The 25,542-nt window shown below is 60.9% G+C and carries 28 protein-coding genes and 1 pseudogene; 21 read left to right on the forward strand and 8 right to left on the reverse strand.

Features of this window, described 5'->3' with window-relative positions; all coding sequences use genetic code 11:
• The 4 genes from ACTHNR_RS03675 to acnA form a co-directional block, all read left to right on the forward strand.
• The coding region (locus ACTHNR_RS03675) for a citrate/2-methylcitrate synthase (RefSeq protein WP_440546119.1) at positions 1-190 on the forward strand (190 nt) is incomplete at its 5' end.
• A 75-nt stretch (positions 191-265) separates the two neighbouring features.
• Complete coding sequence (locus ACTHNR_RS03680; RefSeq protein WP_440546120.1) at positions 266-763, forward strand: hypothetical protein; 498 nt, start codon at positions 266-268, stop codon at positions 761-763.
• A gap of 24 nt (positions 764-787) precedes the next feature.
• Positions 788-2,239, forward strand: coding sequence for a bifunctional 2-methylcitrate dehydratase/aconitate hydratase (locus ACTHNR_RS03685; protein WP_440546121.1), 1,452 nt, complete (start codon positions 788-790; stop codon positions 2,237-2,239).
• A 92-nt stretch (positions 2,240-2,331) separates the two neighbouring features.
• A complete protein-coding gene (gene acnA / locus ACTHNR_RS03690; RefSeq protein WP_440546122.1) occupies positions 2,332-5,049 on the forward strand; it encodes an aconitate hydratase AcnA in 2,718 nt (905 codons plus the stop codon).
• 101 nt (positions 5,050-5,150) lie between these two features.
• Here acnA and ACTHNR_RS03695 read toward each other — a convergent pair whose 3' ends face one another.
• Complete coding sequence (locus ACTHNR_RS03695; RefSeq protein ID WP_440546123.1) at positions 5,151-5,795, reverse strand: flagellar biosynthesis protein; 645 nt, start codon at positions 5,793-5,795, stop codon at positions 5,151-5,153.
• Between the two features lie 102 nt (positions 5,796-5,897).
• On the opposite strand from ACTHNR_RS03695, the gene ACTHNR_RS03700 reads away from it, so the two are divergent.
• From ACTHNR_RS03700 to ACTHNR_RS03720, 5 genes are all read left to right on the forward strand, one after another.
• The gene (locus tag ACTHNR_RS03700) at positions 5,898-6,482 is read left to right on the forward strand and encodes a hypothetical protein (protein ID WP_440546124.1); all 585 of its coding nucleotides are present in this window, start codon (positions 5,898-5,900) and stop codon (positions 6,480-6,482) included.
• 4 nt (positions 6,483-6,486) lie between these two features.
• Positions 6,487-7,035: a MerR family transcriptional regulator gene (locus ACTHNR_RS03705; RefSeq protein WP_440546125.1), complete on the forward strand. Its 549-nt coding sequence runs from the start codon at positions 6,487-6,489 to the stop codon at positions 7,033-7,035.
• Positions 7,036-7,087: 52 nt separating this feature from the next.
• The gene (locus ACTHNR_RS03710) at positions 7,088-7,576 is read left to right on the forward strand and encodes an NUDIX domain-containing protein (protein ID WP_440546126.1); all 489 of its coding nucleotides are present in this window, start codon (positions 7,088-7,090) and stop codon (positions 7,574-7,576) included.
• A 97-nt stretch (positions 7,577-7,673) separates the two neighbouring features.
• The gene (locus ACTHNR_RS03715) at positions 7,674-7,979 is read left to right on the forward strand and encodes a panthothenate synthetase (RefSeq protein ID WP_440546128.1); all 306 of its coding nucleotides are present in this window, start codon (positions 7,674-7,676) and stop codon (positions 7,977-7,979) included.
• Positions 7,980-8,154: 175 nt separating this feature from the next.
• Positions 8,155-9,204 (forward strand): peptidoglycan DD-metalloendopeptidase family protein, encoded by a 1,050-nt coding sequence (locus ACTHNR_RS03720; protein WP_440546129.1) that lies wholly within the window; start codon positions 8,155-8,157, stop codon positions 9,202-9,204.
• A gap of 90 nt (positions 9,205-9,294) precedes the next feature.
• Here ACTHNR_RS03720 and ACTHNR_RS03725 read toward each other — a convergent pair whose 3' ends face one another.
• On the reverse strand, positions 9,295-9,672 hold the full coding sequence (locus tag ACTHNR_RS03725; protein ID WP_440546130.1) for a VOC family protein: 378 nt from the start codon (positions 9,670-9,672) through the stop codon (positions 9,295-9,297).
• Between the two features lie 253 nt (positions 9,673-9,925).
• Here ACTHNR_RS03725 and ACTHNR_RS03730 point away from each other — a divergent pair, with 253 nt between their 5' ends.
• Complete coding sequence (locus tag ACTHNR_RS03730) at positions 9,926-10,183, forward strand: non-ribosomal peptide synthetase (protein WP_440546131.1); 258 nt, start codon at positions 9,926-9,928, stop codon at positions 10,181-10,183.
• A 46-nt stretch (positions 10,184-10,229) separates the two neighbouring features.
• Positions 10,230-10,787, forward strand: a complete 558-nt coding sequence (locus ACTHNR_RS03735) for a sugar O-acetyltransferase (protein WP_440546132.1) — start codon at positions 10,230-10,232, stop codon at positions 10,785-10,787.
• 42 nt (positions 10,788-10,829) lie between these two features.
• Here the strand turns inward: ACTHNR_RS03735 and ACTHNR_RS03740 are convergent, their stop codons facing one another.
• Positions 10,830-11,696: a LysR substrate-binding domain-containing protein gene (locus ACTHNR_RS03740; RefSeq protein WP_440546133.1), complete on the reverse strand. Its 867-nt coding sequence runs from the start codon at positions 11,694-11,696 to the stop codon at positions 10,830-10,832.
• Positions 11,697-11,710: 14 nt separating this feature from the next.
• Between ACTHNR_RS03740 and ACTHNR_RS03745 the strand changes: the two are divergent.
• The 3 genes and pseudogenes from ACTHNR_RS03745 to ACTHNR_RS03755 all read left to right on the forward strand — a co-directional run.
• Positions 11,711-11,923, forward strand: a pseudogene (locus ACTHNR_RS03745) (LysR family transcriptional regulator); the annotation flags it as partial.
• 176 nt (positions 11,924-12,099) lie between these two features.
• Positions 12,100-13,341: an NAD(P)/FAD-dependent oxidoreductase gene (locus tag ACTHNR_RS03750; protein WP_440546134.1), complete on the forward strand. Its 1,242-nt coding sequence runs from the start codon at positions 12,100-12,102 to the stop codon at positions 13,339-13,341.
• A gap of 58 nt (positions 13,342-13,399) precedes the next feature.
• A complete protein-coding gene (locus tag ACTHNR_RS03755; RefSeq protein ID WP_440546135.1) occupies positions 13,400-13,672 on the forward strand; it encodes a UBP-type zinc finger domain-containing protein in 273 nt (90 codons plus the stop codon).
• Positions 13,673-13,724: 52 nt separating this feature from the next.
• On the opposite strand, the gene ACTHNR_RS03760 is transcribed toward ACTHNR_RS03755, so the two are convergent.
• From ACTHNR_RS03760 to ACTHNR_RS03770, 3 genes are all read right to left on the reverse strand, one after another.
• Positions 13,725-16,559, reverse strand: coding sequence for an AAA family ATPase (locus ACTHNR_RS03760; protein ID WP_440546136.1), 2,835 nt, complete (start codon positions 16,557-16,559; stop codon positions 13,725-13,727).
• Between the two features lie 60 nt (positions 16,560-16,619).
• Positions 16,620-17,249, reverse strand: coding sequence for an Hsp20/alpha crystallin family protein (locus ACTHNR_RS03765; RefSeq protein ID WP_440546137.1), 630 nt, complete (start codon positions 17,247-17,249; stop codon positions 16,620-16,622).
• A gap of 199 nt (positions 17,250-17,448) precedes the next feature.
• Entirely contained in the window at positions 17,449-17,700 is a 252-nt protein-coding gene (locus ACTHNR_RS03770) for a DUF308 domain-containing protein (RefSeq protein WP_440546138.1), read from the reverse strand.
• A gap of 290 nt (positions 17,701-17,990) precedes the next feature.
• Between ACTHNR_RS03770 and ACTHNR_RS03775 the strand changes: the two genes are divergently transcribed.
• Positions 17,991-18,425 (forward strand): PRC-barrel domain-containing protein, encoded by a 435-nt coding sequence (locus tag ACTHNR_RS03775; protein WP_440546139.1) that lies wholly within the window; start codon positions 17,991-17,993, stop codon positions 18,423-18,425.
• A gap of 509 nt (positions 18,426-18,934) precedes the next feature.
• Entirely contained in the window at positions 18,935-19,405 is a 471-nt protein-coding gene (locus ACTHNR_RS03780) for a helix-turn-helix domain-containing protein (protein WP_440546140.1), read from the forward strand.
• Positions 19,406-19,419: 14 nt separating this feature from the next.
• On the opposite strand, the gene ACTHNR_RS03785 is transcribed toward ACTHNR_RS03780, so the two are convergent.
• A complete protein-coding gene (locus ACTHNR_RS03785) occupies positions 19,420-20,139 on the reverse strand; it encodes a BON domain-containing protein (protein WP_440546141.1) in 720 nt (239 codons plus the stop codon).
• 262 nt (positions 20,140-20,401) lie between these two features.
• Between ACTHNR_RS03785 and ACTHNR_RS03790 the strand changes: the two genes are divergently transcribed.
• The 4 genes from ACTHNR_RS03790 (at position 20,402) to ACTHNR_RS03805 (ending at position 22,956) form a co-directional block, all read left to right on the forward strand.
• A complete protein-coding gene (locus tag ACTHNR_RS03790; protein ID WP_440546142.1) occupies positions 20,402-20,932 on the forward strand; it encodes a DUF1269 domain-containing protein in 531 nt (176 codons plus the stop codon).
• A 67-nt stretch (positions 20,933-20,999) separates the two neighbouring features.
• Positions 21,000-21,161, forward strand: a complete 162-nt coding sequence (locus ACTHNR_RS03795) for a hypothetical protein (RefSeq protein WP_440546143.1) — start codon at positions 21,000-21,002, stop codon at positions 21,159-21,161.
• A 135-nt stretch (positions 21,162-21,296) separates the two neighbouring features.
• Positions 21,297-22,511: an alkene reductase gene (locus ACTHNR_RS03800; protein ID WP_440546144.1), complete on the forward strand. Its 1,215-nt coding sequence runs from the start codon at positions 21,297-21,299 to the stop codon at positions 22,509-22,511.
• A gap of 88 nt (positions 22,512-22,599) precedes the next feature.
• Positions 22,600-22,956 (forward strand): host attachment protein, encoded by a 357-nt coding sequence (locus ACTHNR_RS03805; RefSeq protein ID WP_440546147.1) that lies wholly within the window; start codon positions 22,600-22,602, stop codon positions 22,954-22,956.
• 67 nt (positions 22,957-23,023) lie between these two features.
• Here the strand turns inward: ACTHNR_RS03805 and ACTHNR_RS03810 are convergent, their stop codons facing one another.
• Positions 23,024-24,208, reverse strand: coding sequence for a PLP-dependent aminotransferase family protein (locus ACTHNR_RS03810; RefSeq protein WP_440546145.1), 1,185 nt, complete (start codon positions 24,206-24,208; stop codon positions 23,024-23,026).
• Between the two features lie 439 nt (positions 24,209-24,647).
• On the opposite strand from ACTHNR_RS03810, the gene ACTHNR_RS03815 reads away from it, so the two are divergent.
• A complete protein-coding gene (locus tag ACTHNR_RS03815; protein ID WP_440546146.1) occupies positions 24,648-24,800 on the forward strand; it encodes a hypothetical protein in 153 nt (50 codons plus the stop codon).
• Positions 24,801-25,542: the final 742 nt, after the last annotated feature.

Consider the following 25,542-nt stretch of genomic DNA (forward strand, 5'->3'; position numbering starts at 1 on the left):
CAGCGCCGTGTCGTATCACATGATGGGCGTGCCCACGGCCATGTTCACGCCGCTGTTCGTGATCTCGCGCACCGCGGGCTGGAGCGCGCACATCATCGAGCAACGCATCGACAACAAGATCATCCGGCCGAGCGCGAACTATACGGGCCCGGAAAATCTGAAGTTTGTGCCGCTAAATAGGCGAAAATAGCGACCGCCGCGCGACGTTCGACCGCCGCGCAGTTCGTATCTATTTGTCTCACCGTCATCAAAAGGTCTTGATTCCATGAAGAAATTGCTGATCGCCGCCGTGGTCGCCTCGCTCTCCGCCACGACGCTGCTCGCCGCGAACGACGCATTCGCGCAAAACGGCAGCACGGCCGCCAAGAAGGCCACGGCCAAGAAGCCGGCGCCGAAGCACCGTCTGATCAAACGCAAGCCGACGAAGTCGGTCGCGAAGACCGATCCGGTACCGGAAGGTTCGGTGCTTTGGTCGTGCAACGAAGGCGCGTCGTTCGATCTGAAGGGCGACATGAAGCGCGACCAGATCGTCACGGTACATTGGGCGAACAAGAACTACAACCTGCCGCGCGAAGCCACGACCACGGGCGCCGACCGCTTCCACGATGCCGCAACGGGCCTCGATCTCGTCGTTATCCCGACGAAGGCCATGCTGTTCTCGGATCACGACGGCTCTCGCCTGGCCGACGAATGCAAGACGGCCGCCATGCAGCAGGGCGAGCCGGCCCCGACGCAATCGAACGCGCTGAAGTCGGGCAGCTAAACGCTCGGCAGGGAGCCTCGACCCATGGCCGCCCCGATCTCCAATGTCCGGCCTGCGCCGGATCAAGTGCTCGTCGACATCGTCGACTATGTTCTGAACGACGCGATCGACAGCGCGCTCGCGCTCGAGACGGCGCGCCATTGCTTGATCGATACGCTCGGCTGCGGCCTCGAGGCGCTCTCCTACCCGGCCTGCACGAAGCTGATGGGGCCGATCGTCCCCGGTACGATCGTGCCGAACGGCGCCAAGGTGCCCGGCACGTCGTTCCAGCTCGACCCTGTGCAGGCGGCCTTCAACATCGGCGCGATGATTCGTTGGCTCGATTTCAACGACACGTGGCTTGCGGCCGAGTGGGGGCATCCGTCGGACAATTTGGGCGGCATCCTGGCCACGGCCGATTGGCTCTCGCGCGGCGCGGTCGCCGTGGGCAAACGGCCGCTCCTCATGAAAGACGTGCTCGTCGCCATGATCAAGGCGCACGAGATTCAGGGCGTCATCGCCCTCGAGAATTCGTTCAACAAGGTCGGCCTGGACCATGTCTTGCTCGTGAAGCTCGCCTCGACGGCCGTCGTCGGGCAACTGCTGGGGCTCTCGCGCGACGAACTCATCAACGCCGTCTCGCTTGCATTCGTCGACGGGCATGCCCTGCGCACCTATCGGCACGCGCCGAACACGGGCTCGCGCAAGTCGTGGGCCGCCGGGGACGCCACGTCGCGCGCGGTGCGCCTGGCGCTCATCGCCAAGACGGGCGAGATGGGCTACCCCTCGGTGCTGACGGCCAAGACGTGGGGCTTCTACGATGTCCTGTTCAATGGCAACGCCTTCAAGTTTCAGCGTCCTTACGGCTCGTACGTGATGGAAAACGTGCTGTTCAAGATTTCGTTTCCGGCCGAATTCCATGCTCAAACGGCGGCTGAAGCGGCCATGGCGCTGCATGGCCGGCTGCGGGCGCGCGGCAAACGTGTCGAGGACATCGCGAAGATCACGATTCGCACCCACGAAGCGGCGATCCGCATTATCGACAAGACGGGCCCGCTCGCGAATCCGGCCGACCGCGACCATTGCATCCAGTACATGGTGGCCGTGCCGATGATTTTCGGGCGCTTGACGGCGGCCGATTACGAGGACGACGTCGCCGCCGATCCGCGCATCGATGCGCTGCGCGCGAAAATCGTCTGCGTCGAAGACGCCCGCTTTACGGCCGACTATCATGATCCCAACAAACGCTCGATCGCCAACGCGCTGACGGTCGAGTTCACCGACGGCACGAAGCTCGACGAGGTCGTGGTCGAGTATCCGATCGGCCACCAGCGGCGCCGCGCCGACGGCATCCCGCTGCTCGTGGAGAAATTCAAGACGAACCTCGCGCGCCGCTTCCCCGAGAAGCAGCGTCAGGCGATCCTCGAACTGTCGCTCGATCAGGCGCGGCTCGAGGCGATGCCGGTGAACGAGTACGTCGACATGTATGCGATTTAGGCTGCATCGAATTTAAGCAACCCCGAACGCTGGTTCAAGGTTCATTAGAAACGTAGCAACGTCATTTCCTCGCTCTAAACCAAGGAAAAAACATGGCCCACAATCTGCACAACACGCTCAAGGAATTCGACAGCGGTAGCGGCAAAGGCAAGTTCTACTCGCTGCCGCAGCTCGGCAAGGCGCTGAACGTGAAAATCGACCGGCTGCCCGTGTCGATCCGGATCGTTCTGGAATCGGTGCTGCGCAACTTCGACGAGAAGAAAGTCTCCGAGGAGCACATCAAACAGCTCGCCAATTGGCAGCCGACGGCCGCGCGTGTTGACGAGATTCCTTTCGTGGTGGCGCGTGTGGTGCTGCAGGATTTCACGGGCGTGCCGCTGCTCGCCGACATTGCCGCGATGCGCGGCGTCGCCCAGCGCACGGGCAAGAACCCGAAGACGATCGAGCCGCTCGTGCCGGTGGACCTCGTCGTCGATCACTCGGTGCAGATCGACTACTTCCGTCAGAAGGACGCACTCGATCTGAACATGAAGCTCGAATTCCAGCGCAACAACGAGCGCTATCAGTTCATGAAGTGGGGGATGCAGGCGTTCGACACGTTCAAGGTCGTGCCCCCGGGCGTGGGCATCGTCCACCAGGTGAACCTCGAATACCTCGCGCGCGGCGTGCACAAGAAGACCGATGGGGCGGATACGGTGTACTACCCCGACACGCTCGTGGGCACGGATAGCCATACGACGATGATCAACGGCATCGGCGTCGTGGGCTGGGGCGTGGGCGGCATCGAAGCGGAAGCGGGCATGCTGGGCCAGCCGGTGTATTTCCTGACGCCGGACGTCGTCGGGGTCGAGCTCAAGGGCAAGCTGCGCGAAGGCGTGACGGCCACCGACCTCGTGCTGACGATCACGGAAATGCTCCGCAAGGAGAAGGTCGTCGGCAAGTTCGTCGAATTCTTCGGCGACGGCACCGCTTCGCTCACGCTGCCGGACCGTGCGACGATCGGCAACATGGCGCCCGAATACGGCGCGACGATGGGCTTCTTCCCTGTCGACGAAAAGACGATCGACTACTTCAAAGGCACGGGCCGTACCGACGCCGAAATCGCCGCGTTCGAAAACTACTTCAAGGCGCAGCAGCTGTTCGGCATTCCGAAGGCTGGACAGATCGATTACACGAAGGTCGTCACGCTCGACCTCGCCACGGTGGCGCCGTCGCTGGCCGGCCCGAAGCGTCCGCAGGACCGCATCGAAATCGGCCATGTGAAGTCGACGTTCTCGGAGCTGTTCAGCAAGCCCGTGGGCGAGAACGGCTTTGCGAAGAAGCCGGCTGACTTGGACGCCGTGTACAAGACGTCGAAAGGCACATCGCTCAAGAACGGCGACGTGCTGATCGCCGCGATCACGTCGTGCACGAACACCTCGAACCCAAGCGTGCTGCTCGCGGCGGGCTTGCTGGCGAAGAAGGCTGTCGAAGCCGGCCTGACGGTGGCCCCGCACATCAAGACGTCGCTGGCCCCCGGGTCGCGTATCGTCACCGAGTATCTGACGAAGACGGGCTTGCTGCCGTATCTGTCGAAGCTCGGCTTCGAACTGGCGGCCTACGGCTGCACCACCTGTATCGGCAACGCGGGCGACCTCACGCCGGACCTGAACGAAGCGATCACCGAGAACGACGTCGTCGCGGCGGCCGTGCTGTCGGGCAACCGCAACTTCGAGGCGCGCATTCACCCGAACATTCGCGCGAACTTCCTGGCTTCGCCGCCGCTCGTCGTGGCTTACGCGATCGCGGGCAACATCACGCGCGATCTGATGACCGAGCCGGTCGGCAAGGGTACGAACGGCAGGGACATCTACCTCGGCGACATTTGGCCTTCGAGCGAGGAGGTCAATGCGTTGCTCAAGTACGCGCTCGACGCCGATGCGTTCCGCACGAACTACGCACACCTCACGAAGCAGGGCGATTTGTGGAGCAAGATCGAGGGCGAGGAAGGCCAGGTGTACGATTGGCCGAAGTCCACGTATATCGCCGAGCCGCCGTTCTTCGGCGACACGTTCTCGATGACGCCTTCCGACACCATCCCGACGATCAAGGGCGCGCGCGCGCTCGGCATCTTCGGCGATTCGGTCACGACCGACCACATCAGCCCGGCGGGTTCGATCAAGGAAGATTCACCGGCCGGCAAGTGGCTGAAGGCGAACGGCGTGCAGAAAGCCGACTTCAACAGCTACGGTGCGCGCCGCGGGAATCACGACGTGATGATGCGCGGCACGTTCGCCAACGTGCGGATCAAGAACCTCATGATTCCGCCGAAGGCAGATGGCACGCGCGTGGAAGGCGGCCTGACGATTCATCAGCCGAGCGGCGAGCAGTTGTCGATTTACGATGCAGCGATGAAGTACATCGACGCGGGCACGCCGACCATGATTTTCGCCGGGGAAGAATACGGTACGGGTTCGTCGCGCGACTGGGCGGCCAAGGGTACGCAGCTCTTGGGCGTGAAGGCGGTCGTGGCGCGCAGCTTCGAGCGGATCCACCGTTCGAACCTGGTCGGCATGGGTGTGCTGCCGCTGCAGTTCACGGGCAACGACAGCGTGCAGACGCTCGGCATCACGGGCGACGATACCTTCGATCTCGAAGGCCTGGGCGATAACTTCAAGCCGCAGCAAGAAGTGACGCTGGTGATCCATCGCAAGGACGGGCAGACGCAGCGCGTGCCCGTGCTGCTGCGTATCGACACGCCGATCGAAGTCGACTACTACAAGCACGGCGGAATTCTGCCGTTCGTGCTGCGGTCGCTTCTGGCGGCGTAAGCTCGCGTTAAGCGAACCGCTGCTTTTGCAGGTGCCGCGCTTCGTTGGGAAGCGCGGTCATTCGAGCCCGGCCTTGGCCGGGCTTTTTTTCCTCGAACGCCCTACTTGCCGCTTACAAGTTTTTTCGTTTCCTCAGTAATCGCGGCTAGCCCTTTTTCAACAATCTCCTGCCAGTCGCTCGAAGTCACGAGCTGCGAAGATTGGCTAACGTGCGTCTTGATGACCTGCTCACCGTGAAGGGCGCCAACGTCACCAGACAGTCGCAATTCTGCCTTTTGATTGTCCGTAATGGCCCAGAAGCCGGGCACAATCCACGCCCAGAAATCAATAATCTGCGCGTTGACGGGTGCGGCAGTCGCAAAATTGGGATCACCTTGCTTTACAACGACGTAGCCCGCTTCCTGAAAACCGGTTGCCAGGGCGCCTTCAACGAGGCCGGAAACCGTCTTGCCCTCGGGAAGCACGACATCGCCGAGCGCCTTCCCGTAGCCATTTCTCTTCCGGCCGATCGCACGCGCCTTCGACGCGTCGCTGGAATCCCCGTCAGGGTCGAGCGAGGCGATATCGGGGCTAGGGGGCGCAACGGCAAAATCGCGTTTGTCCTGGGGCGCATCAATGCGCACGTACTTTCCTGTCGCGGGGTTTGTGCCTTGCGGCACTGGGACGTCAACAGTTGTGCGGCCCACTGCGCATCCGGCCAGGATGGACAGAGTGAGGCCATAAAACGCGATCCGACGCAACAGCATGGTTGTTTCTCTCCAGATTGATTATTTAATTAGAAAGTCAATTGTAAAAATCGGCCGTAACAACGGTCAGATCTAATTACGGCACCAAGGGCGAGAAGTTAAGTGTTTAAGGCGATTTTTCTAACTCGTACCAGCGGCGGAGGGCCGAATATTCTCGGAACGAGCGCTCGAGCATTGGGATGGGCACATATCGCCTTCAAACCCCTTGACCCGACTACCACCGTCACCTTCAGGATCGCTCCACCTTCAACGCACAAGGTGGCGATTCAAATGGAAACTCCCCAAGATTTGACGGACGATGCCTTCCTTCAGGCCTTCCTGACCTGCGCCTTGCCCGCAGGGGCATTCAACCATCGCAATCATCTGCGCATCGCATGGATCCATCTGCGCCGATTCCCGATCGACGAAGCCATCGACCGCACATGCAGCGGCATCGCGCGCTATGCCGCCCATCTCGGCGCAGCGGACCGCTATCATCGCACTGTGACCGAAGCCCTGATTCGGCTCATGGCGCATGCCGGGGCATCCGACGAAGCGCTGTCGTTCGCTCAATTCCTTGTGCGCGCGCCGGCCTTCTCAGGAGATTGCCGTGCACTCATCGCCCAGCACTATTCGCCCGAGCTATTGAGCCGACCGGAAGCGAGACACACGTTTCTCGCGCCCGATCGCCATCCCCTGCCGGTATGACGACATGACGACACGCCTTACGCTTGGACAACTGGTGCGCGAGTCGGGACTCGCACGGTCCTCGCTGCTTCACTACGAAGCGCTGGGTCTGCTCGTGCCGGCCGGCCGCAGCGCGGCGGGCTATCGGCTCTACAGCGACGAGCAGCGCGAGCGCCTGCGAGCGATTTGCGCGTATCGCGCCGCCGGGCTACCGTTGACGGCGATACGAGAGTTGCTGAAAGGCCAGGGCGACACGGCGGCTCAGATCCTCGAGTCCCATCTGATGGCACTGAACGAGCAAATCGCACGACTCAAACATCGGCAAAAAATGATCGCGACATTGCTCGCGCAGCCATCGTTCCGACGGCGTGGACGTCCTCGCGGCAAGCAAGCATGGGTTGCCTTGCTGCGCCGCGCCGGCTTCGACGATGCCGAGATGGACCGGTGGCATGCTGAATTCGAAGCGGACAACCCCGACTTGCATGCGGCGTTCTTAATGTCGCTGGGATTGGAGGACGAAGAGATCAAAATGATTCGCGGGAACGCACGCCGTGCCGGACGGCAAGCCATGTAAATGCCGCTGTTCAGCACGCCCACTCACAAAGAAGAAGCAGCCGAGGCACCCCATGCCGAGCACTGAGCGAACGAGATCGACGAAAATGATCGACGCCCTCTGGCGCGTGGCGCTTCGCCTCGGTTTCCGGCTGGCGCGCGTCTGGTGGCGATTTAGACGGCCCCACCATGAAGGCGCGCTGGTCGTCATCTACGTCGGCCAAGCACTCCTGCTGCTGAAGTCATCGTACCGAGCCGAGTGGGGCCTTCCGGGCGGCAGCATCCATCCGGGCGAAACGCCTGCCGCAGCAGCACAGCGTGAGATGGAAGAAGAGATCGGCCTCCCGCCGTATCCCCTCATTCCCAAAGGCAGCGTCTGCGGCGTTTGGGACGGACGCATAGACCGCGTGCATTTCTTCGAGCTGCATCTTGAACGGCTGCCGGAACTACGGCTCGATCATCGCGAGATCGTTGCCGCGCGTCTCGTCTCGCCGGAACAATTGCGCGAGACGGCGCTGACGGCAGCCGTCGCCGCGTATATGAGCAAGGGACCGGGCAACTAGGCCGCGCGCGGCGAATGTGGGCGAACGCACTAAAGCAGCATCGACGAACTCTTATGCTCGAACGGTTCTTTCAGAGCCCTAGGCAAGGAGAACTACCATGCGCATGCTTCTGAACATTCGAATTCCCCACGAGCCGTTCAATGGTTTCGTGCGCGACGGCACCATCGGGCCTGTGATGGCGAAGATACTCGAAGAGATGAAACCGGAAGCCGCCTACTTTACGGAACAAGACGGGGGACGCGGAGCGATCCTCGTCGTCGATCTCGACGAACCGTCACAGATCCCGGCATTTGCCGAGCCCTGGTTCCTGACGTTCAACGCCGACTGCGAGTTTCGCGTCGTGATGGCGCCGGAAGACGTGCAAAAGGCCGGCTTGGACAAGCTGGGATCGAAGTGGAAATAGCCAGACCGCAAACGGTTCGGCTCGACGACAGTCGGCGATTTCGAGCTGAATCATCCCTATTTTTTTGCTCATAAACGGCGTTTTCGCGCGCGGCACGAGGTTGTCCTCGGGCGCGCGACGCTGCTATCATCGACCCCGCCCCTGCGCGCCAACCTCGCCGGACAACGCGCAGAGCGTGTCCCACTCGACCATTTTGTTCGTCTATGCCGCCCCAGTTCCCCGTATGACTCGGTTTCCCCTGTTTCCCGTCGAGCCGGACAAGTTCGCGCTCATCTGCATAGTGTGTTTGATGCTCGTCGGCGCGGTTTTCATGATGAGCCGCGCACCCGCCAAATCCGAACAGCCCGCTGTTGCGCTTCCTAACGATGCGCTTTCGGCCTTGCCCGCATCCGCCGTCGCGGCGAGTGGTCCCGCGGCGCCGGCGCCAGCCTCGCGCTATACCGTGAAAACCGTGGCAGGCCAGCCTACGTTTTTCGACGCGGCGAACCTTGCAGGCTTGAGTGCATCCGTCGCCCATCGCGTGATCGAAGCACTACGTAATCGCGTGGATTTCCGTCGCGATTGGAAGCAGGAGAACCAAGTCTCCTTCGTCTTCGATACGAAGAGCGCCGCGGCGCACACGGACGATCCGCACCCCGCCATGCCCGCCGCGGTGCGGGTCGTGACCGACGCCGGCGAACACGACATCTTTCTGTACAAAAACCTCAAAGGCGAAGCGTTCTACTACACGAAGAGCGGCGACCGTGCTCGCGGCGGATTCATCCGCTACCCGCTCGCATTTCGCCGCGTGTCCTCGACGTTCTCATCGCGTCGCTTCGACCCGGTGTTGAGGCGTTGGCAGCCGCACGACGGCGTCGATCTCGCCGCGCCGGCCGGCACCCCCGTGCATGCCACCGCAAATGGCGTCGTCACGTTTGCCGGCCAACAAACCGGCTACGGCAACGTCATCGAGATACGCAACCGCCCGCCCTATTCGACGTTGTTCGCGCATTTGTCGAGGTTCGCCAAGGGCATTCACGCCGGAGCGAAGGTGCGACGAAACGAAATCATCGGCTATGTGGGCTCGACCGGATGGGCCACCGGCCCTCACCTGCACTACGAGGTCCATGTCAACGACGTGCCGAAAAATCCGCTGACCGTATCGCTGCCGCCCGCGGAGCCTTTGCACGGGAAGGAGCTGTCGCGTTTTGCCAGCCGGTCCGCCGAACTCGAAGGGCTGCTGTAGCCGCCGTTCCTCCGAGCGTCACCGAGCGGCGACGCACTAGGGCGCCGAATACGAGCAACAAGGGTCGAGGGCGTCGCCCTAATACAGGGCTTAGGCCTGCGGCACGTGGCAAACCACTTCGATGTTGTGTCCGTCAGGTCCGATGACGAACGCGGCGTAATAGTTCGCATGGTAGTGCGAGCGCAGAGCCGGTGCGCCGTTGTCTTTGCCGCCTGCCTCGAGCGCCGCACGATAGAAGGCGTCGACCTGGCTTCGATTTTCCGCCACGAAAGCCAAGTGAAGATGCGCCGGTTTTTCGTCGGTTTGGTACAGGCACAACGATGCCTTGCCTTTCGGGCTCAGTTCGACTCCGACTGCCGGCGACGACCCTTCGGCCACGACAGCGACGCCGATCGGCTCTAAAGCTCGAAGGAAGAATGCTTTGCTCGCTGCGTAATCGCTGACTCCAAATTTGACGTGATCGAACATGGGGTGTCCTTAAAGAGGTTGCGAGGCCAAACGACAGTGGTTCGGTGCTACCTTTCGTACAATCCATCGATCACCGGTATGGATCCTTAGGGCTGGCCGACCGGGCATTTTGCCCGGTTTTGCAGGTTCGTTGCCGATTCATCCTTCGTCTGCTATATCCTGCAACGCACGACGGTAAACGAGCCCGAACCCATGCCGAACCCATGCCAATCTCATGCCATTTCGTGCGCGCATATGGCACGGTAGACGTTCGATGAAACGGCTCTCACGAACGGCGGCCAACACGATCGCAACGATCACAGGCACGCTTGGTATTGCCAAGGTTCTGGGCTCCATTGAATTTTCATCTTGGGCGACTGATTCGCTGATCCACTTTGCGGGATGGTTCGGTGCGTATGGCGATGAACAGATCGAAGATGTTTACATGGTTGTCACCATATTGCTCTCATTCGTGACCGCCTCAGCCCTCGTCTGGAGTGCGAACAAGCTATTGACGCGGGCAAGGCCATGATCGTTGTCACCGACCAACCCAATCCCTCACGAAAGGAGCACGACGAATGGCAAATGACCGCCGAGCTAAAGTCATTCCTAGAAGAACACCAGAATCGGCGGCCATGCTGGCAAACGTCCGGCGCGCCATGGCGCTTACCACGGCGCTCAACCGGTTGACGTTCAACGATGCGGATGAAGTCCGAGCGGTATTCAGCGAACTCATCGGAAAGAAGGTAGACGACAGCTTTTCGTTGATACCGCCGTTCTTCACAACCGGGGGCATCGATATCAGCGTCGGACGCAACGTCTTCATCAATCAGAACTGCACTTTCTACGACCTCGGCGGGCTCGATATCGGCGACGACGTGATGATCGGGCCGAACGTGAGCATCATCACCTCCAGCCATCCTATCGAACCTTCACAGCGGCGCAACGGCGTCATTGCCAAGCCGATCGTGATCGAACGAAATGTCTGGATCGCCGCGGGCGCGACGATCATCGGCGACGTGACGGTGGGCGAAAACTCCGTTGTCGCCGCGGGATCGGTGGTCACGAAAGACGTCCCGCGGAATTCGCTCGTCGCCGGAAATCCCGCGAAGGTCATTCGGTCAATCGACGAGTAGGCGATCGGAGAAGCGCTCGAAATGCAAGCGCCCCTTCAACCTTCACTTCGGCCACCTCCAAGACGGGTCGGAGAGATGTTCGGCGAAGTAGTCGGATAGCGCGGCAATTTTCGCGGGGCGTGCGCGCGCCGATGGCATAACGAAATAAAGGCCGCCCTTCGTCAGCGACCAATCCGTCAGAATCGCTTGCAAACGACCGTCGGCAAGATATTCGCCGGCGATGAACTCGGGCAATTCGGCAATCGCCAGTCCATCGAGCAGCATGGGCAACAACGCATCGGAGTTGGTGACCCGAAGCGGACCGGTGGGCATCACCGGCTCTTCATCGCCGGCATCGTTCGTGAAGCGCCAAACGTCGCTACGCGCGCGATACGCATAGGAAAGGCAGGGTCGGTCCTTGAGCTCGCGAGGATGCGTAGGACGGCCTTCGCGTTCCAAGTACTCCGGCGACGCCACGACGTACTGCGTGACCGCGCAAAGCCGTCGCGCGACCAGCGACGAATCCGGTAACGCAGCAATGCGCAGTGCGGCGTCGAACCCATCGGCGACCAAATCGACCGGCGCATCCGACAGATGCAAGTCGATCGACACTGCCGGATAGGCGCGGAAGAAGCCAGGCAGCAGCGGCGCCACCCAGCGCAGACCGAACGACATCGGGACGGCCAGGCGCACCAGCCCGCGAGGCTGCACCGACATCTCGCGCGCCGCGCTTTCCGCCTCCTCTGCCTGAGGCACTTCGCAGGTCGTCGGCATCAGATAGTCGGCGAGTGTGCCGGACTGGAAGCTGCCGTCCGCGCCGTAGCGGAACTCTTCCATCAGTGCCGCGCCGACGCCTTGCGCGAACGCACCGCGAATCTGGCCATCGGCGAGTGCGGGATTGAGGATGGTGCCGGCGTCGTACACGGTCACATATCGGTCGATGCATCGTCGTCGAGCGTGCCGCGCGACACGGCACCTTGTGCGCGCGTCCGACCCTCGCGCCTCGTATCGTCCGGCACATTGTCTGCGTGAGCCACCCGCGCCGCCCATTGAGCGCGGCGGCGGAGGCGTTGATCGCGACCATCGGCGACGTGCATCGGGCGTCGAGCGTTAAGGGCGACGGGGCCTCAAACGACACGAAGCAACCATCCGCATGAATGCACGAAACATGGTTTCCGCATGATGCGCAACGTTCGGGCAGCTTTGCGGCGCGCCTCCCTCGATGCAGTCCTTAGAAGCGAGCGATTATTCGTACATCCCCCCGGATTAGCGACTAGACTGAAAGCATCGTCGGCGTAGGAGCGATGCCGAAGACCGCTCGGAGGCGGATAGCATGTTCACGGTCAGGATCTATGGACGCATGCGCAGTGCAAACGGCTACGCGATACGTGACTTCCTGCATCGCAGCGACATACCGTTCGAATGGATCGAACTGGGCAGCGATAAGGAAGCGGAGGAACTGGCGCATGTGCAGCACCTTTCCGATTCGCGCTTGCCGGTCTGCATTTTCCACGACGGAACGCGGCTCGAATGTCCCACCATCCGCCAAATCACCGAGAAGCTCGGCTGGTTTGCGACTCCATCCCGTGAGGCCTACGATCTTGCGATTTACGGCGCAGGACCGGCGGGATTGAGCGCAGCGGTGTACGGTGCATCGGAGGGACTGCATACCGTACTCGTGGAGCGGTGGGCACTGGGCGGGCAGGCTGGTAGCAGTTCGAAGATCGAGAACTATCTGGGCTTCCCAGAGGGCGTGAGCGGCGCGGAACTGGCCGAACGGGCACGCGACCAGGCCGTCAAGTTCGGCGCCGAAATCTTACTGGCGCGCGCCGGCGTGCACGCGGACTTCCCGCCCGGCCAGGGCATCGTATATCTGGAAGACGGCACGCGTATCACGGCGCGCACATCTATCTGCGCGACGGGCGTGGCATATCGCACGCTAGGCCTCGCAGGTGAAGAGCGCTTTCTCGGCGCAGGCCTTTATTACGGCGCCGGCGCCAGTGAGGCCGCGCTGATACACGGCGAAAACGTATACGTGGTGGGTGGCGGCAATTCGGCGGGGCAGGCCGCCATCCATTTTTCGCAGTCCGCCAACCGTGTCCACATGCTCGTGCGTGACGCCTCGCTTAAGCACACGTTGTCCCAGTACCTCGTGGATCGCATCACATCGGCATCGAACATTGAAGTGTGCACATGCACCGAAGTTACCGCGCTCGCCGGCAGTGACGTGTTGCAGGAGATCACGCTGACCGATGTGCGAACCGCCCGGGAACGCACGGTAACAACGAATTGGCTATTCGTCTGCATTGGCGGCGTGCCGCAGACGGAATGGGCGCAGGAAGTCGGCATCGTTCGCGATGAAGGCGGCTACCTCGTAACCGGCCCCGATCTGCAGAAATATCGGGCGAAGATGAATTGGCCTCTCGAACGCGCGCCGCTACATCTGGAAACAAGTATGCCCGGCGTATTCGCAGCGGGCGACGTGCGTCACGCATCGATCAAGCGCGTGGCGTCGGCTGTCGGCGAGGGGGCAATGGCTGTGGCGCTGGTTCATCGCTATATGAATAGCGCTTGAGCACGAGCGCAACCTCGATCCCCGCACGTCTTCGCCTACCTATCCGAGGAGCACGATCATGACCGCCGGCTGCACGCACCTGGGCGAGGCCCGCATTCTCCACACGTCCATCGACTATTGCGAGGACTGCGCGAAGCTTGGCCAGCCGTGGGTACATTTGAGGCTTTGTCTTTCTTGCGGACACGTCGGCTGCTGCGATTCGTCACCTAACCGGCATGCAAGCAGGCATTTTCATGCGACCGGTCATCCGCTGGTGCGTTCAATCGAACCCGGCGAAACGTGGATCTGGTGCTATCGCGACGAGATCGTCGTAGGTGAACTTCAATCGTGAAGGCGGCGCCCCCGCTCGGGCGGGCGGCGTCGCGCTACTGGTCACGCCAGCGTTACGCATGTGCCGGCGCCTGCTGCGACGCTTTGCTGGGCGCTTCTGCGGACGATGCTCCTTTCTGCACACGCACAGAGCGAGTACCCGAATCGTAGGTCATGGTGACCTTGTCACCATCGCGCACGTCGCCCCGCAACAGCGCATCGGCGAGCTGCGATTCCACCTCGAGACGGATCTTGCGTTTGAGCATCCGCGCGCCGAACTCGGGATCATAGCCGATCTGCGCAAGATGATCGCGCAACCCGTCGTCGAACGACAGATCGATGTTCTGGGTCAGCGCCGTACGCCGTACACGCGCAAGCTGCAGGTCTACGATACTGCGAATCTGTTCCTTGCCCAGTGCATGGAACACGACGACTTCATCGAGCCGGTTCAGGAATTCGGGTTTGAAATGATGCCGCAGCATTTCCATCAGCCGGTCGCGCAGCTCAGGGTAGTCGAGCTGCTTCGCGTCGGCCTTCATGTTCTCTTGAATCAGTTGTGAGCCGATATTGCTGGTCGCGATGATGATCGTGTTAGTGAAATCGACGAGACGTCCCTTGCCGTCGGTGAGCCGCCCTTCGTCGAACAGTTGTAGCAGGAGGTTATGCACCTCCGAATTCGCCTTTTCGATTTCGTCCAGCAAGACAACGCAATAGGGCCTGCGCCGCACGCGCTCGGTAAGTTGCCCGCCTTCCTCGTAGCCGACATATCCGGGCGGCGCGCCAACTAGCCGCGCAACCGTATGACGCTCGGAGTACTCGCTCATGTCGATGCGCACCAGCGCGTTCTCGTCGCCGAACACCGAAGCGGCGAGCGCCTTCGCAAGTTCGGTCTTACCCACGCCCGTGGGCCCGAGAAAAAGGAAGCTCGCAGTCGGCTTGCCTGCCTCCGTCAAACCGGCGCGCGAGAGCCGCACCGCTTTGGCGACCGCGGAGACGGCTTCATCCTGCCCGACCACGCGCGCCTTCAGATGATCTTCCAGTCGCAACAGCTTTTCGCGGTCCTCGGCCGTGAGTTCCGATAACGGCACGCCCGTGAGCGACGACACGATCTGCGCAATGTCTTCCGCCTTCACTTCCTGCGAACTGGTGCCGCGCTCCTTCTTCCACGTTTCGGTGGCTTCCTGCAGGCGTTTTTGTTCCGCGACGAGTCGTTCTTCCAGTTCCTTGGCCTTATCGAATTGCTTTGCAGCGCTGGCCGCGTCTTGTTCCTGCTTGATGCGGCGGATACTCGCCTCGACATCGTGCAATGGCTGCGGACGCGAATTCGACGAAATGCGTACGCGGGCGGCGGCCTGATCGAGCAAATCGATTGCCTTGTCCGGCAAAAAGCGAGCGGCGATGTAGCGGTCCGAGAGCTTTGCCGCTGCAGTGATCGCCTCTTCGGTGATTTTCACCTTGTGATGGGCTTCGAGCCGGTCGCGCAGGCCACGCAGAATCTCGATCGTTTCCTCGACGCTAGGCTCAGGCACCATCACGGGCTGAAAGCGCCGCTCCAATGCCGAGTCTTTTTCAATGTACTTCTGGTATTCGTTCAATGTGGTCGCACCCACGAGGTGCAGCTCACCGCGAGCGAGCGCTGGCTTGAAAACATTACCGATATCGAGACCGCCTTCGCCGCCGCCCTGGCCCGCGCCGACAATCGTATGCAGCTCGTCGATAAATACAACCAGACGGTCCTGGTTTTCGGTGATCTCATCCAGTACCTGCTTGACGCGCTCCTCGAACTCGCCGCGATACTTCGCGCCAGCCACGACGCTATTGATATTCAGTTCAACCACGCGCTTGCCGCGCAGCACTTCCGGCACCTGATCCTGAGCGATGCGCTGCGCCAGACCTTCGACGATAGCGGTCTTGCCCACGCCAGGTTCGCCGATCAACACCGGATTGTTCTTGCGCCGCCGCGCGAGCACTTCAATGGTGGTCTCGATTTCCTTGTCACGACCGATCACCGGATCGAGTTTGCCTTGACGCGCAAGCGCGCTGAGATCGCGCGCGTACTTGTCGAGCGTGGGCGTGGTGGAGCGGTCTTCCATCTTGCCGTCTTCGGCACCCTTGCCGACCACCTTGACTGCTTTTTGTCGCATCGATTGTGGCGACAGCCCGAGCTTGCGCAGCAATTCACCCGCAAAGCCGTCCTCTTCCTCGACGAGTCCAATCAGAATGTGTTCTGGTCCGACATAGCTGTGACCCAGTTCCAGCGACGACCTCAACGCATTTTCCAACGCACTCTTGGCTCGCGGCGACACGCCGATCTGCTCGTTGTCACTCGGCTCCTTGCGGGTGCCACGTGGCGCGGTCTGGTCGATCGTCTTCTTGATCTCTTCGGGATCAAGCTTGAATTCGCGTAGGATTTCCTGCACGACGTTGTTATCGGCAACCGCCAGCAACAGGTGTTCCGTATCGACTTCGTTCTTGCCATATTCGACCGCGGCTTGAGCCGCGGCTTGCAGGCGGTCCAGACCGCTCTGGCTCAGGTACGTCTGCAGGTCCACCGCTTCACGCGGCCGGCGATGCCGGCGGGCCCGGCCGCCTGGGTGTTCGCCCCCTGAATCGGCCATCTGCCCGTTGCCGGCGCCAGTACGCTGATCCGCGCCGCCGGATTGTGGCGGCAAGCGCCCGATGCGTGACCGGCTACCGCGGCCGCTTTCCATCTGCGGCCACATGTCGTCGAACAGACTGTCGAACAGTCCGCCGTGAAAGAGAGACTCGAGCGGCGACAAGTGGCGCTGATTGCGCGCCATGAACTCCATGTAGTGCTCATCGCACAACATCAGCTGACGGCGTTGACCGTTTTCGGTGATCGTGATCTGCGAGGTTGCAGGCTTTCCACAAACGCTGCACTCGGCCATGATGATCTCCTTTTCGTCGGCGCAGGCATGGATTCCCGCGCGGGTGGTGGACGGATGGTGTCATTTGATCTCGATGCGCCGCTTCGCTGCCGGTTCTCCGTCCGCTTTGGGGACGCGCAGCGCCAGCACGCCGTTTTCAAATCTGGCCTCTGCCCGATCGAGATCGACGCCCGCGGGCAGCGGGACCGCGCGCTGGAAATGCCCAAACGACCGCTCGACCCGGTAGCATCCTTGTTCTTCGCTGGACGATTCGAAGCGCTTGTCGCCGCTCACGATCAGCATGTCGTCGATCACTTCGAGTTCGACGTCCTCGCGAGTCATGCCCGGCAACTCCGCGACGATACGCAGTGCGTCGCCTTCATCGGTGACATCGATCCGCGGTTGAAACTCGCTGGCGCTGAAGTCGCCGAACCAGCTCCCGAGCGGTCCGCGTCCTCCGAACGGATCGCGGATCAATTCGGCAAACAGATGAATCGGATCAGGCAGCGGCCAACTAGCAGCAGCAAGGGATACCGGCGCAGCACTGATCTCCATCGACGGCCCGTTACCTGGTTGCGTGCCAGTCTGTTGGTCATTTTTCCGGGCGCTTTGCTGACCGGTGCGCGACGCACCGGCGCCGCCCGATTCGCTTTTTTGCGCATGCGCGCGTAAAAAACGAAACGGGTTCCATTTGTCGAGATCCAGAGGCATGTCATTCTCCTTTACGTGAGGTACGCCAGTGCCAGAGTTGAGGCTTGATCACTGCAGATGAGGGGAGGTCCATTCGGCCTCCTGATCCCAAGACCCGACCGGCGCGGCACCGCCCGGAGGTTTGACCGCACGACCGACGAGTGCCCACGAGCGATGCGTCTGCAAATGCAATGGCGCGTGGGGCTTGCCGGTGGAACCGTCATGATGCCGGGCACGGACAGTGCTGCCAGAAGCCGAGCAGCGAGGGCACCCTCCAGCCGCCGCGCGTCGCGCAGTAGTGGATGGCCGCGTGAATCGCTACCGCGCCGCCGGCGATCGCATAGGCGCTAAACAGGGCGATAAGGAGGAGAACAGTAAGACCGGGCCAGAATATCGCCGGTGTGCCGAACAGCAACGCTACGGTGCCGCGCAGAATGAGCATCCACCAAACGCGCCCAAGCAGCTCATCCATATAGGACTCCATCTGTACGTCAGGTGATGGACTTCAGTCTAGGCTCCGTGCATCTGCGATTCTTTCGTGTTTCCGCCAAGCGTTTCGCAAATCTGCGTTCGTTCGCGAGGCGTTCTGAATGGCGTGCACATCGACGTCCGGGATGCGCCGAAATAGCGTGATCCACCACCTTTTTTTTCATAGCGGCTGACCGTTAGGTCTCCTAACATGGACCTACGCCGCTCATGGTCCGCCATGGGCCCGTTCACTGCTGGCTAGGTGTAGCACCGTGCAATGACAAAGGGAATCTTATGAAACGGAATCTGCTCGTATGTCTGCTCACAGCCTCGCTCGGACTTCCTCTAGACGCGCACGCCCAGGTAGCCGGAGCCCAGCCGCTTGGTGTCAGCGTGGAAGAGTCGGCCGCGATCGTGGCCGGTTGGAGCGTGAGAAAGTCGATCATGGACAAGCCGGTCTTCAACGAGAACGGTGAGCGTGTCGGCGTCATTCATGACATTATCGTGGCACCGGACCGGTCGGTCTCATTCGCAATCGTCGCCGCAAACCAGTTTCTGGGCGTGTCGCATCACGACGTGGCCATTCCGATCGAGCAGTTCGATTTCAACAATGGCAAACTCGTGCTTGCCGGCGCGACGAAAGATGCGATCAAGGCGCTGCCCGAGTTTCAATACGCAAAGGTGCGCGCGGCACCCAGGCCGAGGTCCGACTACAGCGAGCATCGGTGACCGCTGTCTCGCAGCATCGCTGACCGATGCATTCGACGCCCACTCCAAGCGGGGCAGCGTCGCTTCTTCCCATATGACTATTCAGTCTTAAGCAGCCTTGAACCTGCCATAGGCTTTTCGCACCCGAGAGGTCGAAAGGAGATGCTGCTTGTCATGAATCAGGCTACAAGATGACACAGGATCACGGATTGCGCTGCCAACCGATGGACGTCGCTTTCACAGAGCGCGGACTGACATTGATACCGGGGTTCCAGCTTGTCGTACCGACTGGTCCCACTGTCGTACGTGCTGCGGGCTGCGATGAGCGCGGAACGAGCCGCTCCCTCCTGATAGGCGCACCATTTACCGCAGTTATTCCGATGAATGCGAGGTTGAGCACCATCGTTGACACCGATCGCAGCGGATGGGTTATCGCACTCCAATCAGGGGTACTCGGGCAAGTCTCACAACAGGCGTTTTGCGAGGTCCCCAAATGGTCTACGTCTTGGGATCCGTTCCTACGCGAGACCGTGGATACATTGGACGCTTTGCAGCACGCGGGGCTCATCGACGCTGCCTGCGCCGACGTTTTTGCCGATGTCATCTCGGTGCATATTGCCTTGCGCTACGGGCACTGTGCCGCATCGGCCGATCCGCACACGCCACTGACGCGTCAAATGCTGACTCGCATCGAAGTCTTCGTTCACGAGCACATAGCCGAAACTATCTTGGTCGAGCAGCTTGCAGTGCTGGTGCATATGAGCGCCTCGAACTTCGCACGCGTTTTCAAAACAGCGACAGGTACCCCGCCCCATATGTACGTGATACACGAACGAGTGAAATTTGCCAGGACGATGCTGTGCGAGGGGACCCTGACCTTGGTTGAAGTAGGCGCGCGCGCGGGCTTCCAGACTCAGCAGCATTTCACCGACGTATTTCATCGACATACCGGTGTGACCCCTCGCGCATTCCGGCTTGCTCACCGAAACGCCGGTAGCTAGCCATTTTTTGTTTGTCAGTAATCGATCGTGATCCGGTTGTCGACCACCATCACACCGGGGGCAAGCCAGGCGACCCGCTCGGCCTCTTCGCGCTCGGCCCATGAGTGGACCGTGCCGCGCAGAATCACCTTATTGCCTTCGGCCTCCACCGTGACACGCTGAGCGTCGACTTCCGCGTTGCGCTTGAATGCGTCCTCGATCTTGCGCTTGAGGTCCTCGGGCTTGATCTTCGGCTTGATCTCGATCTCGTTCGTCAGGCCGGTAACGCCGCTCACCCGCAGCGCAGCGTCGGCCGCGCGGCGGCGCTGGTAGTCCCATTCGACTTCGCCCTTCAGCGTCACTTGTCCGTCCCTGACGACTGCCTTGATGTCGTCCGCCGCATAAGGCAACTCGGCCTTCAGTTCGGCAATGATCTCGCGCACGATCTCCGGATCGGGTCGCTTGTTAACCAGAGGCAACCGCACCTCAATATCGTTTGCGATCCCCTTCACGCCGTGCACACGCGTCGCGTCCTCCGCGGCCTTGGTCCGTTGCCGGAAGCTGCGCACAAAACCGGTCAATGTGACCGCACCGTCCTTGACCGCAACCCCGATATCTGATGGATCGATATCCGGATCCCACTTCAGTTCGTACTCCACGTCTCGCTTGATCTCTCCGTCGCTTCTCATCGCTGCTCCTCGCCGGTTTGTCGATGGACTGGCGCGCACGCGGGCCACGCCCAGCGCCACACGCATCGAGCCACGATACGGCGCGCCGAGTTGATTTTCTTCCCTACGCCTGCGCGGTTTTTGCGCAATGCTGCAGTAGGTTTACATCTGAAAGCCACGCGGCAGGCGCGCAGAGATCCGACACGTCTTCGCAGGAATGTGGAAGAAGTGCAATCGGCACGAGCGTACTCTTGATGCCATTGCCATTGCCATTGCCATTGCCGTCGCGTCAACGGCCCGTCAACGCGTAAGGGTCTTGGCGTATTTCCCAGAGAAATGGAGCGAATCGATGAGCGATCTAGTCGTTGTAAGCTTCAAAGGCGAAGACACGGCCGACCAGGTGTTGACCAAACTCCAGCAGATGCAAAAGGAACACCTGATCGACCTTGAGGATGCCTGCATCGTAGTCCGTAGCGCGAAGGGCAAGGTACACCTCAAGCAAGCCGTCGATCTCGTCAAGATCGGAGCGATTAGTGGCGCGGCCTGGGGGGGGCTATTTGGTGCCCTGGTTGGGCTGATGTTGCTCAATCCTCTGGCCGGGTTGGCAACAGGCATGGCCATTGGCGCTGGCTCGGGTGCACTGTCGGGCGCGCTCTCGGACTATGGAATCGATGACGATTTCATGCGTTCGACGGGCCAGAACATTGAGCCGGGTTCGTCGGCGCTCTTCATCCTCGTGCGACGCGTGAATTTCGACAAGGTTCTGCCGGAGCTTAAGCCTTTCGGCGGAAAGGTATTAAAGACGTCTCTCACGAATGATCAGGAGGAACGTCTGAGGAAGGCACTGGAGACCCTGAGCAGCAGTGGTACGGCAGCATGAGCATCTCTACTCCGCATTAGGGGCCGGTGCGACAGCGAGATTCCGCGGGGTCGCTATGGAGCGCTATATGATGAAGGAAAGCAGCGTCAACAGCCCGAAGCCGAAAGTCGAGGCACAGGAAGCGCCGATGACCCTCGACGAACAACTCGACGAGGCGCTCGGAGAGACATTTCCCGCGAGCGATCCAATTGCCGTTCACCCCGAGCCCGAACAACCTGCGACGAAGTAGACTCACTCGTCTTTCTCGTGTCGCCTGCCTCCAACCTGGTTGTCGCTGGATCCGGTCGACGCCATTCGGCGCCGATGCTTCAACGCGTCGAACGCAGCTCCTTTCGGGCCGAGTCAAAAGCAAAGGAGTAGTGATATGCCCGACACTGAAATCGCGCCCGGAGAAGCCGGGCAGCGCGACGACCAAGCGCCCCTGCGCAAGCTCTTCGAACCGGTAACGGTGGGGTCCCACAACCTGCGTCACCGCGTCGTGATGGCACCGCTGACCCGCTCGCGCGCGGGCCGACCAGGCAACATACCGACGCAGCTCAACGCCTGCTATTACGCGCAGCGCGCAACGGCCGCGCTCATCGTCAGCGAGGCGACGCAGGTATCGATGCAAGGACAGGGCTATGCATGGACGCCCGGGATCCATAGTCGCGAGCAGGTCGAGGGCTGGCGGCTCGTGGCGGATGCCGTGCACGAGGCGGGTGGCTTGATGTTCATGCAACTGTGGCACGTCGGACGCATTTCGCACCCCTCATTGCAACCCGATGAAATGCTGCCCGTTGCGCCCTCTGCTGTTCGGCCGAAAGCGGAGGCGTTCATCGAGAACGAGCGCGGCGAAGGTGTCGTCGCACCCTGCGTCACGCCTCGCGCGCTGCAGATCGAAGAGATGCCGTATCTCGTGCGGCAATACTTCAGGGGGGCGCGCAACGCAAAGGCTGCCGGAATGGACGGTGTCGAAGTGCATGCGGCAAACGGGTATCTGCTCGATCAGTTTCTGTTGTCCGGCACGAACCGCCGCACGGACGGATACGGCGGATCGATCGAGGGTCGAGCGAAGCTGCTATTCGAGGTGATCGAAACGGTTTGCGAAGTATGGGGGCCGGAAAAAGTCGGTGTCCGGCTGTCCCCTCTCGGCACCTTCAACGACATGCATGACGACGATCCCGAAACGACTTTCTCCGATGTGATCGAGAAGCTCAATCGATACGGGCTGGCTTATTTGCACGTCGTCAATCCCGCGCTTGCGGCGACCGGTGAGGACGTCGCTTTCACGGAGCGCGCGAAACGCATGAGCGAGATGATACGCCGCACCTACCGTGGTGTGCTGATGGTCGCGGGCGGGTTTGACGGCGGCAGTGCGGAGCGATGGCTCGAGGACGGCAACGCGGACCTGATCGCGTTCGGACGCTTGTTCATCGCCAATCCCGACCTGCCGGAGCGCTTGAGGTTGCACGCTCCGCTCAATTCGCCGGATCCGTCCACGTTTTACGGAGGTGGCGAGCGCGGATATACCGACTATCCGTCACTCGCGCAAGAACGAGGGGAGACCCCACGGTCTGTCATCGATGGGCGTTGGAGATAGCGTGTCGCCGACCCGCGAGTTCGCTAGCGTGGCGCGACGATTGGCGATGCCCGCCGAGCCGGCGACCAATCACACTGAGGGACGCATCATGGCTGTCACTACCTGGGTTGTCGTTGCCGACGGCAGCCGTGCTCGAATCTTCGAAACACTCGGACTTAAACTGGATTTGCGGGAAATCGAAGACCTCGTCAATGTCGTCCCTGGTGGACGGACGCTGAGCGAGAAGGATCGCGAAAAATTCGCCAAGACGGTTGCCGACTACATCGAACAGGGACGGCTCCATCAGCGGTATCAGCGATTGCGCTTAGCCGTCGAGCCGAAGTTTCTCGGGATGCTGCACGCGCGTCTGAGCGAGGAGACGCGTCACTTGATTTTCGAGGAGATCAACGAAGATCTCTCGGCCCTCGATGCGCGTCAAATTGAAGCGCATCTGCGAAGGCATTAACGGCGACCTGCAGCGCGGCCCTCGAGAACAAGCGCGCGCAGATCCTCCATGTTGAACGACTTTGCTGCTATGTATTCCACCCCTTGGCGCTCGATATGCCGCGCTTGATATGCCGCGTTGGCCGTTGCTCAACCATCGCTCGCTTCGCCAGCGTGCCCAAAGTGTGTATCTCCTTTTCAACGTCCGGGGTCCACGGACGGCCATAGTTGAGCCGGATGTGATGGCGGAATTCGCTGCTGCATGAAAAGATTGCACCGGGTGCTATGGCTATTTCGTGTGCTTCGGCCATCTCGAACAACCGCACTGCCTCGACTCCATCTGGAAGCTCCACCCATAGGAAGAATCCGCCCGGCGGCCGAACCATCCGTGTTCCTTTGGGGAAGTACCTGACGACCGCTGCCGCCATCCGGCTCTGAAGGAACGCTAGGTCGCGCCGCAACTTACGTAGCAGCCGGTTGTAGTCTCCATGCTCAAGGTAATCGGCAATTGCGCATTGGACGGGCACGGATGCCGGGGCCATCGTAAGCCAGCGTGCGTGCTCGATTCTTGCGGCGTAGCGCCCCGCCGCTACCCAACCGAGGCGCAAACCCGGAGCAAGGCTCTTCGAAAACGAACCGCAGTGCAGCACAAGACCGTTAGAATCGAAGCGCTTCGCCGGATATGCCGGCGTCAAGCCGAAATGCAGTTCGCGAAACACGTCGTCCTCGATGAGCGGCACGTCATGTTTTGCCAACAACCTGACGAGCGCCTCCTTCAGTTCATCGGAGAGCGTCGCGCCTGTAGGCTGTTGCAGCGTAGTCATAAACCAGCAAGCCCGTACCGGATGCTGCGCCAACGCCACCTCCAATACGCCGAGGTCGAGTCCCCGGTGCGGATCCACCGGGATTTCCACGGCCTTAAGACGGAGGCGCTTAACCGCATCTTGCACAGCATGGAAAGCGGGCCGTTCTATGGCGATGGTATCGCCAGGCCGCGTCAGAACCTGCAGACAGAGCATCAGTGCATCGAGCGCACCGCTCGTCACAACAATCTCTTCGATTGGGACCATAACACCTGTGGCAACGTAGCGCCGAGCGATCTGGCGACGCAGATCTGCTTCCGCCTCTCCCGCCGACAAGGCATTCCGAGAACTCGCCATCCTCCGCGTTGCCGCAGTCAAAGCGCGCGAAATCTGGCCGCGATTACAGCGGCGACAAATGAACACCTGCGCCCGACAGCGGGCACACAGAAAGAAGCGGCCCGCGGGCTGCATCGGCGGTCCCCATGGAACGCCGAAGGCAGGTCGTATCGACAGGGACCGTCAGCCGTGGAATATTGCGGCTGCACGTGTGCCTGTGCTTGGCCTCATGGCCTTGCATATGTCCTGTGTGGCGCGGCCCCGGGGTGAACTTGGCGGTTTGACCGGTGTCGCGCCGGTAGTTTCTTCGGCGGTATGCCTTTCTACCGCAACCGCTGCGCACCGTCATCCTTCACCGCGCTTTGCGCGGCTGCACTCGCCCTACGGGCTCCTTACGCCGCGCAAAGCGTCATCAAAGCCCGGCTGAACCTTCCCTGAACATCGCCTGGCAATCCCCGGTCGCTTAACCGCTCAATTTCCATGACGCCGTCGTTTAGTGTCGGATTTAGACCGGCGTTCACAGCTTTCCGCTTTGTTCGGTTCGCTTACCGAAGAAGCCGCACTTGCGAAGCGCATGAGGGACGCGCCATGCTACAAGGAACGCGCCGATCTCACTACGCGATTGAACTGCAAGATCGAAGGCATAGAAGTGGAGTCGGCGCAGGTTTGCGAATGGCTACGCGCGCTAACTGATCTCGTCGAGCCCGATCCGGACGAAAAATTCTGAGTTGTCGTATTGCGAACTCGATCAGGAGCGGCTTGAAACGCGTATGAATGCGTCTAAGCCGCTAACACCTGAGCCGACGCGAAATGCGACTGTTGCACGCACATCGGGGTTACTTATGCTGACTGACATCGGCGAATACATCGTCGGGGCGTACCTGCAACTGCGGCTCGATTGCGACGTGGTTGACTATAACGTGCGCCCTCCGGGTGGTGGGCTTCCCGGCCTCGAGGAACTGGATGTCGTCGGACTGAATTTAAAGACGAGGACCGCCTACCTCTGCGAAGTCACGACGCACATTCGAGGGCTTCAGTACGGAGCTCAACGCGAAACCATGGAACGCGTGCGAAAAAAGTATCACCGGCAAGAGCAATACGGTGCGAAGTACCTGAGCGACTTTTCCCGCCAGCACATGTTCTGGTCGCCCGTCGTCCCGACAGGATTCTTAACCGAGCCTATCCGAACTTTCCGGTCTGCAATGCGTGATCAACGGCGAATACAAGCGTCGAATCGAGGAACTTCAAGCCCTCGCGGGCAGTACAACCCACGATGCGCGTAACCCGGTATTTCGCCTGCTACAGATACTTGCACACCTGCGAGATTAGCGTGGCCCGCTGCGCACGTCTTGCGGCCATCGTCTGCAGGACGTGCGGCGCAACATCCAACTGCCTGCGCGACTTCATCTGGCGCATTGCAGCCTGCGGATTTGCTTTCTTCCTCCTCGAGAAAGCCTGCGGCAGTTCAT

Source organism: Trinickia sp., assembly GCF_051954495.1.
In the GTDB taxonomy this organism is placed as follows: Bacteria; Pseudomonadota; Gammaproteobacteria; order Burkholderiales; family Burkholderiaceae; genus Trinickia.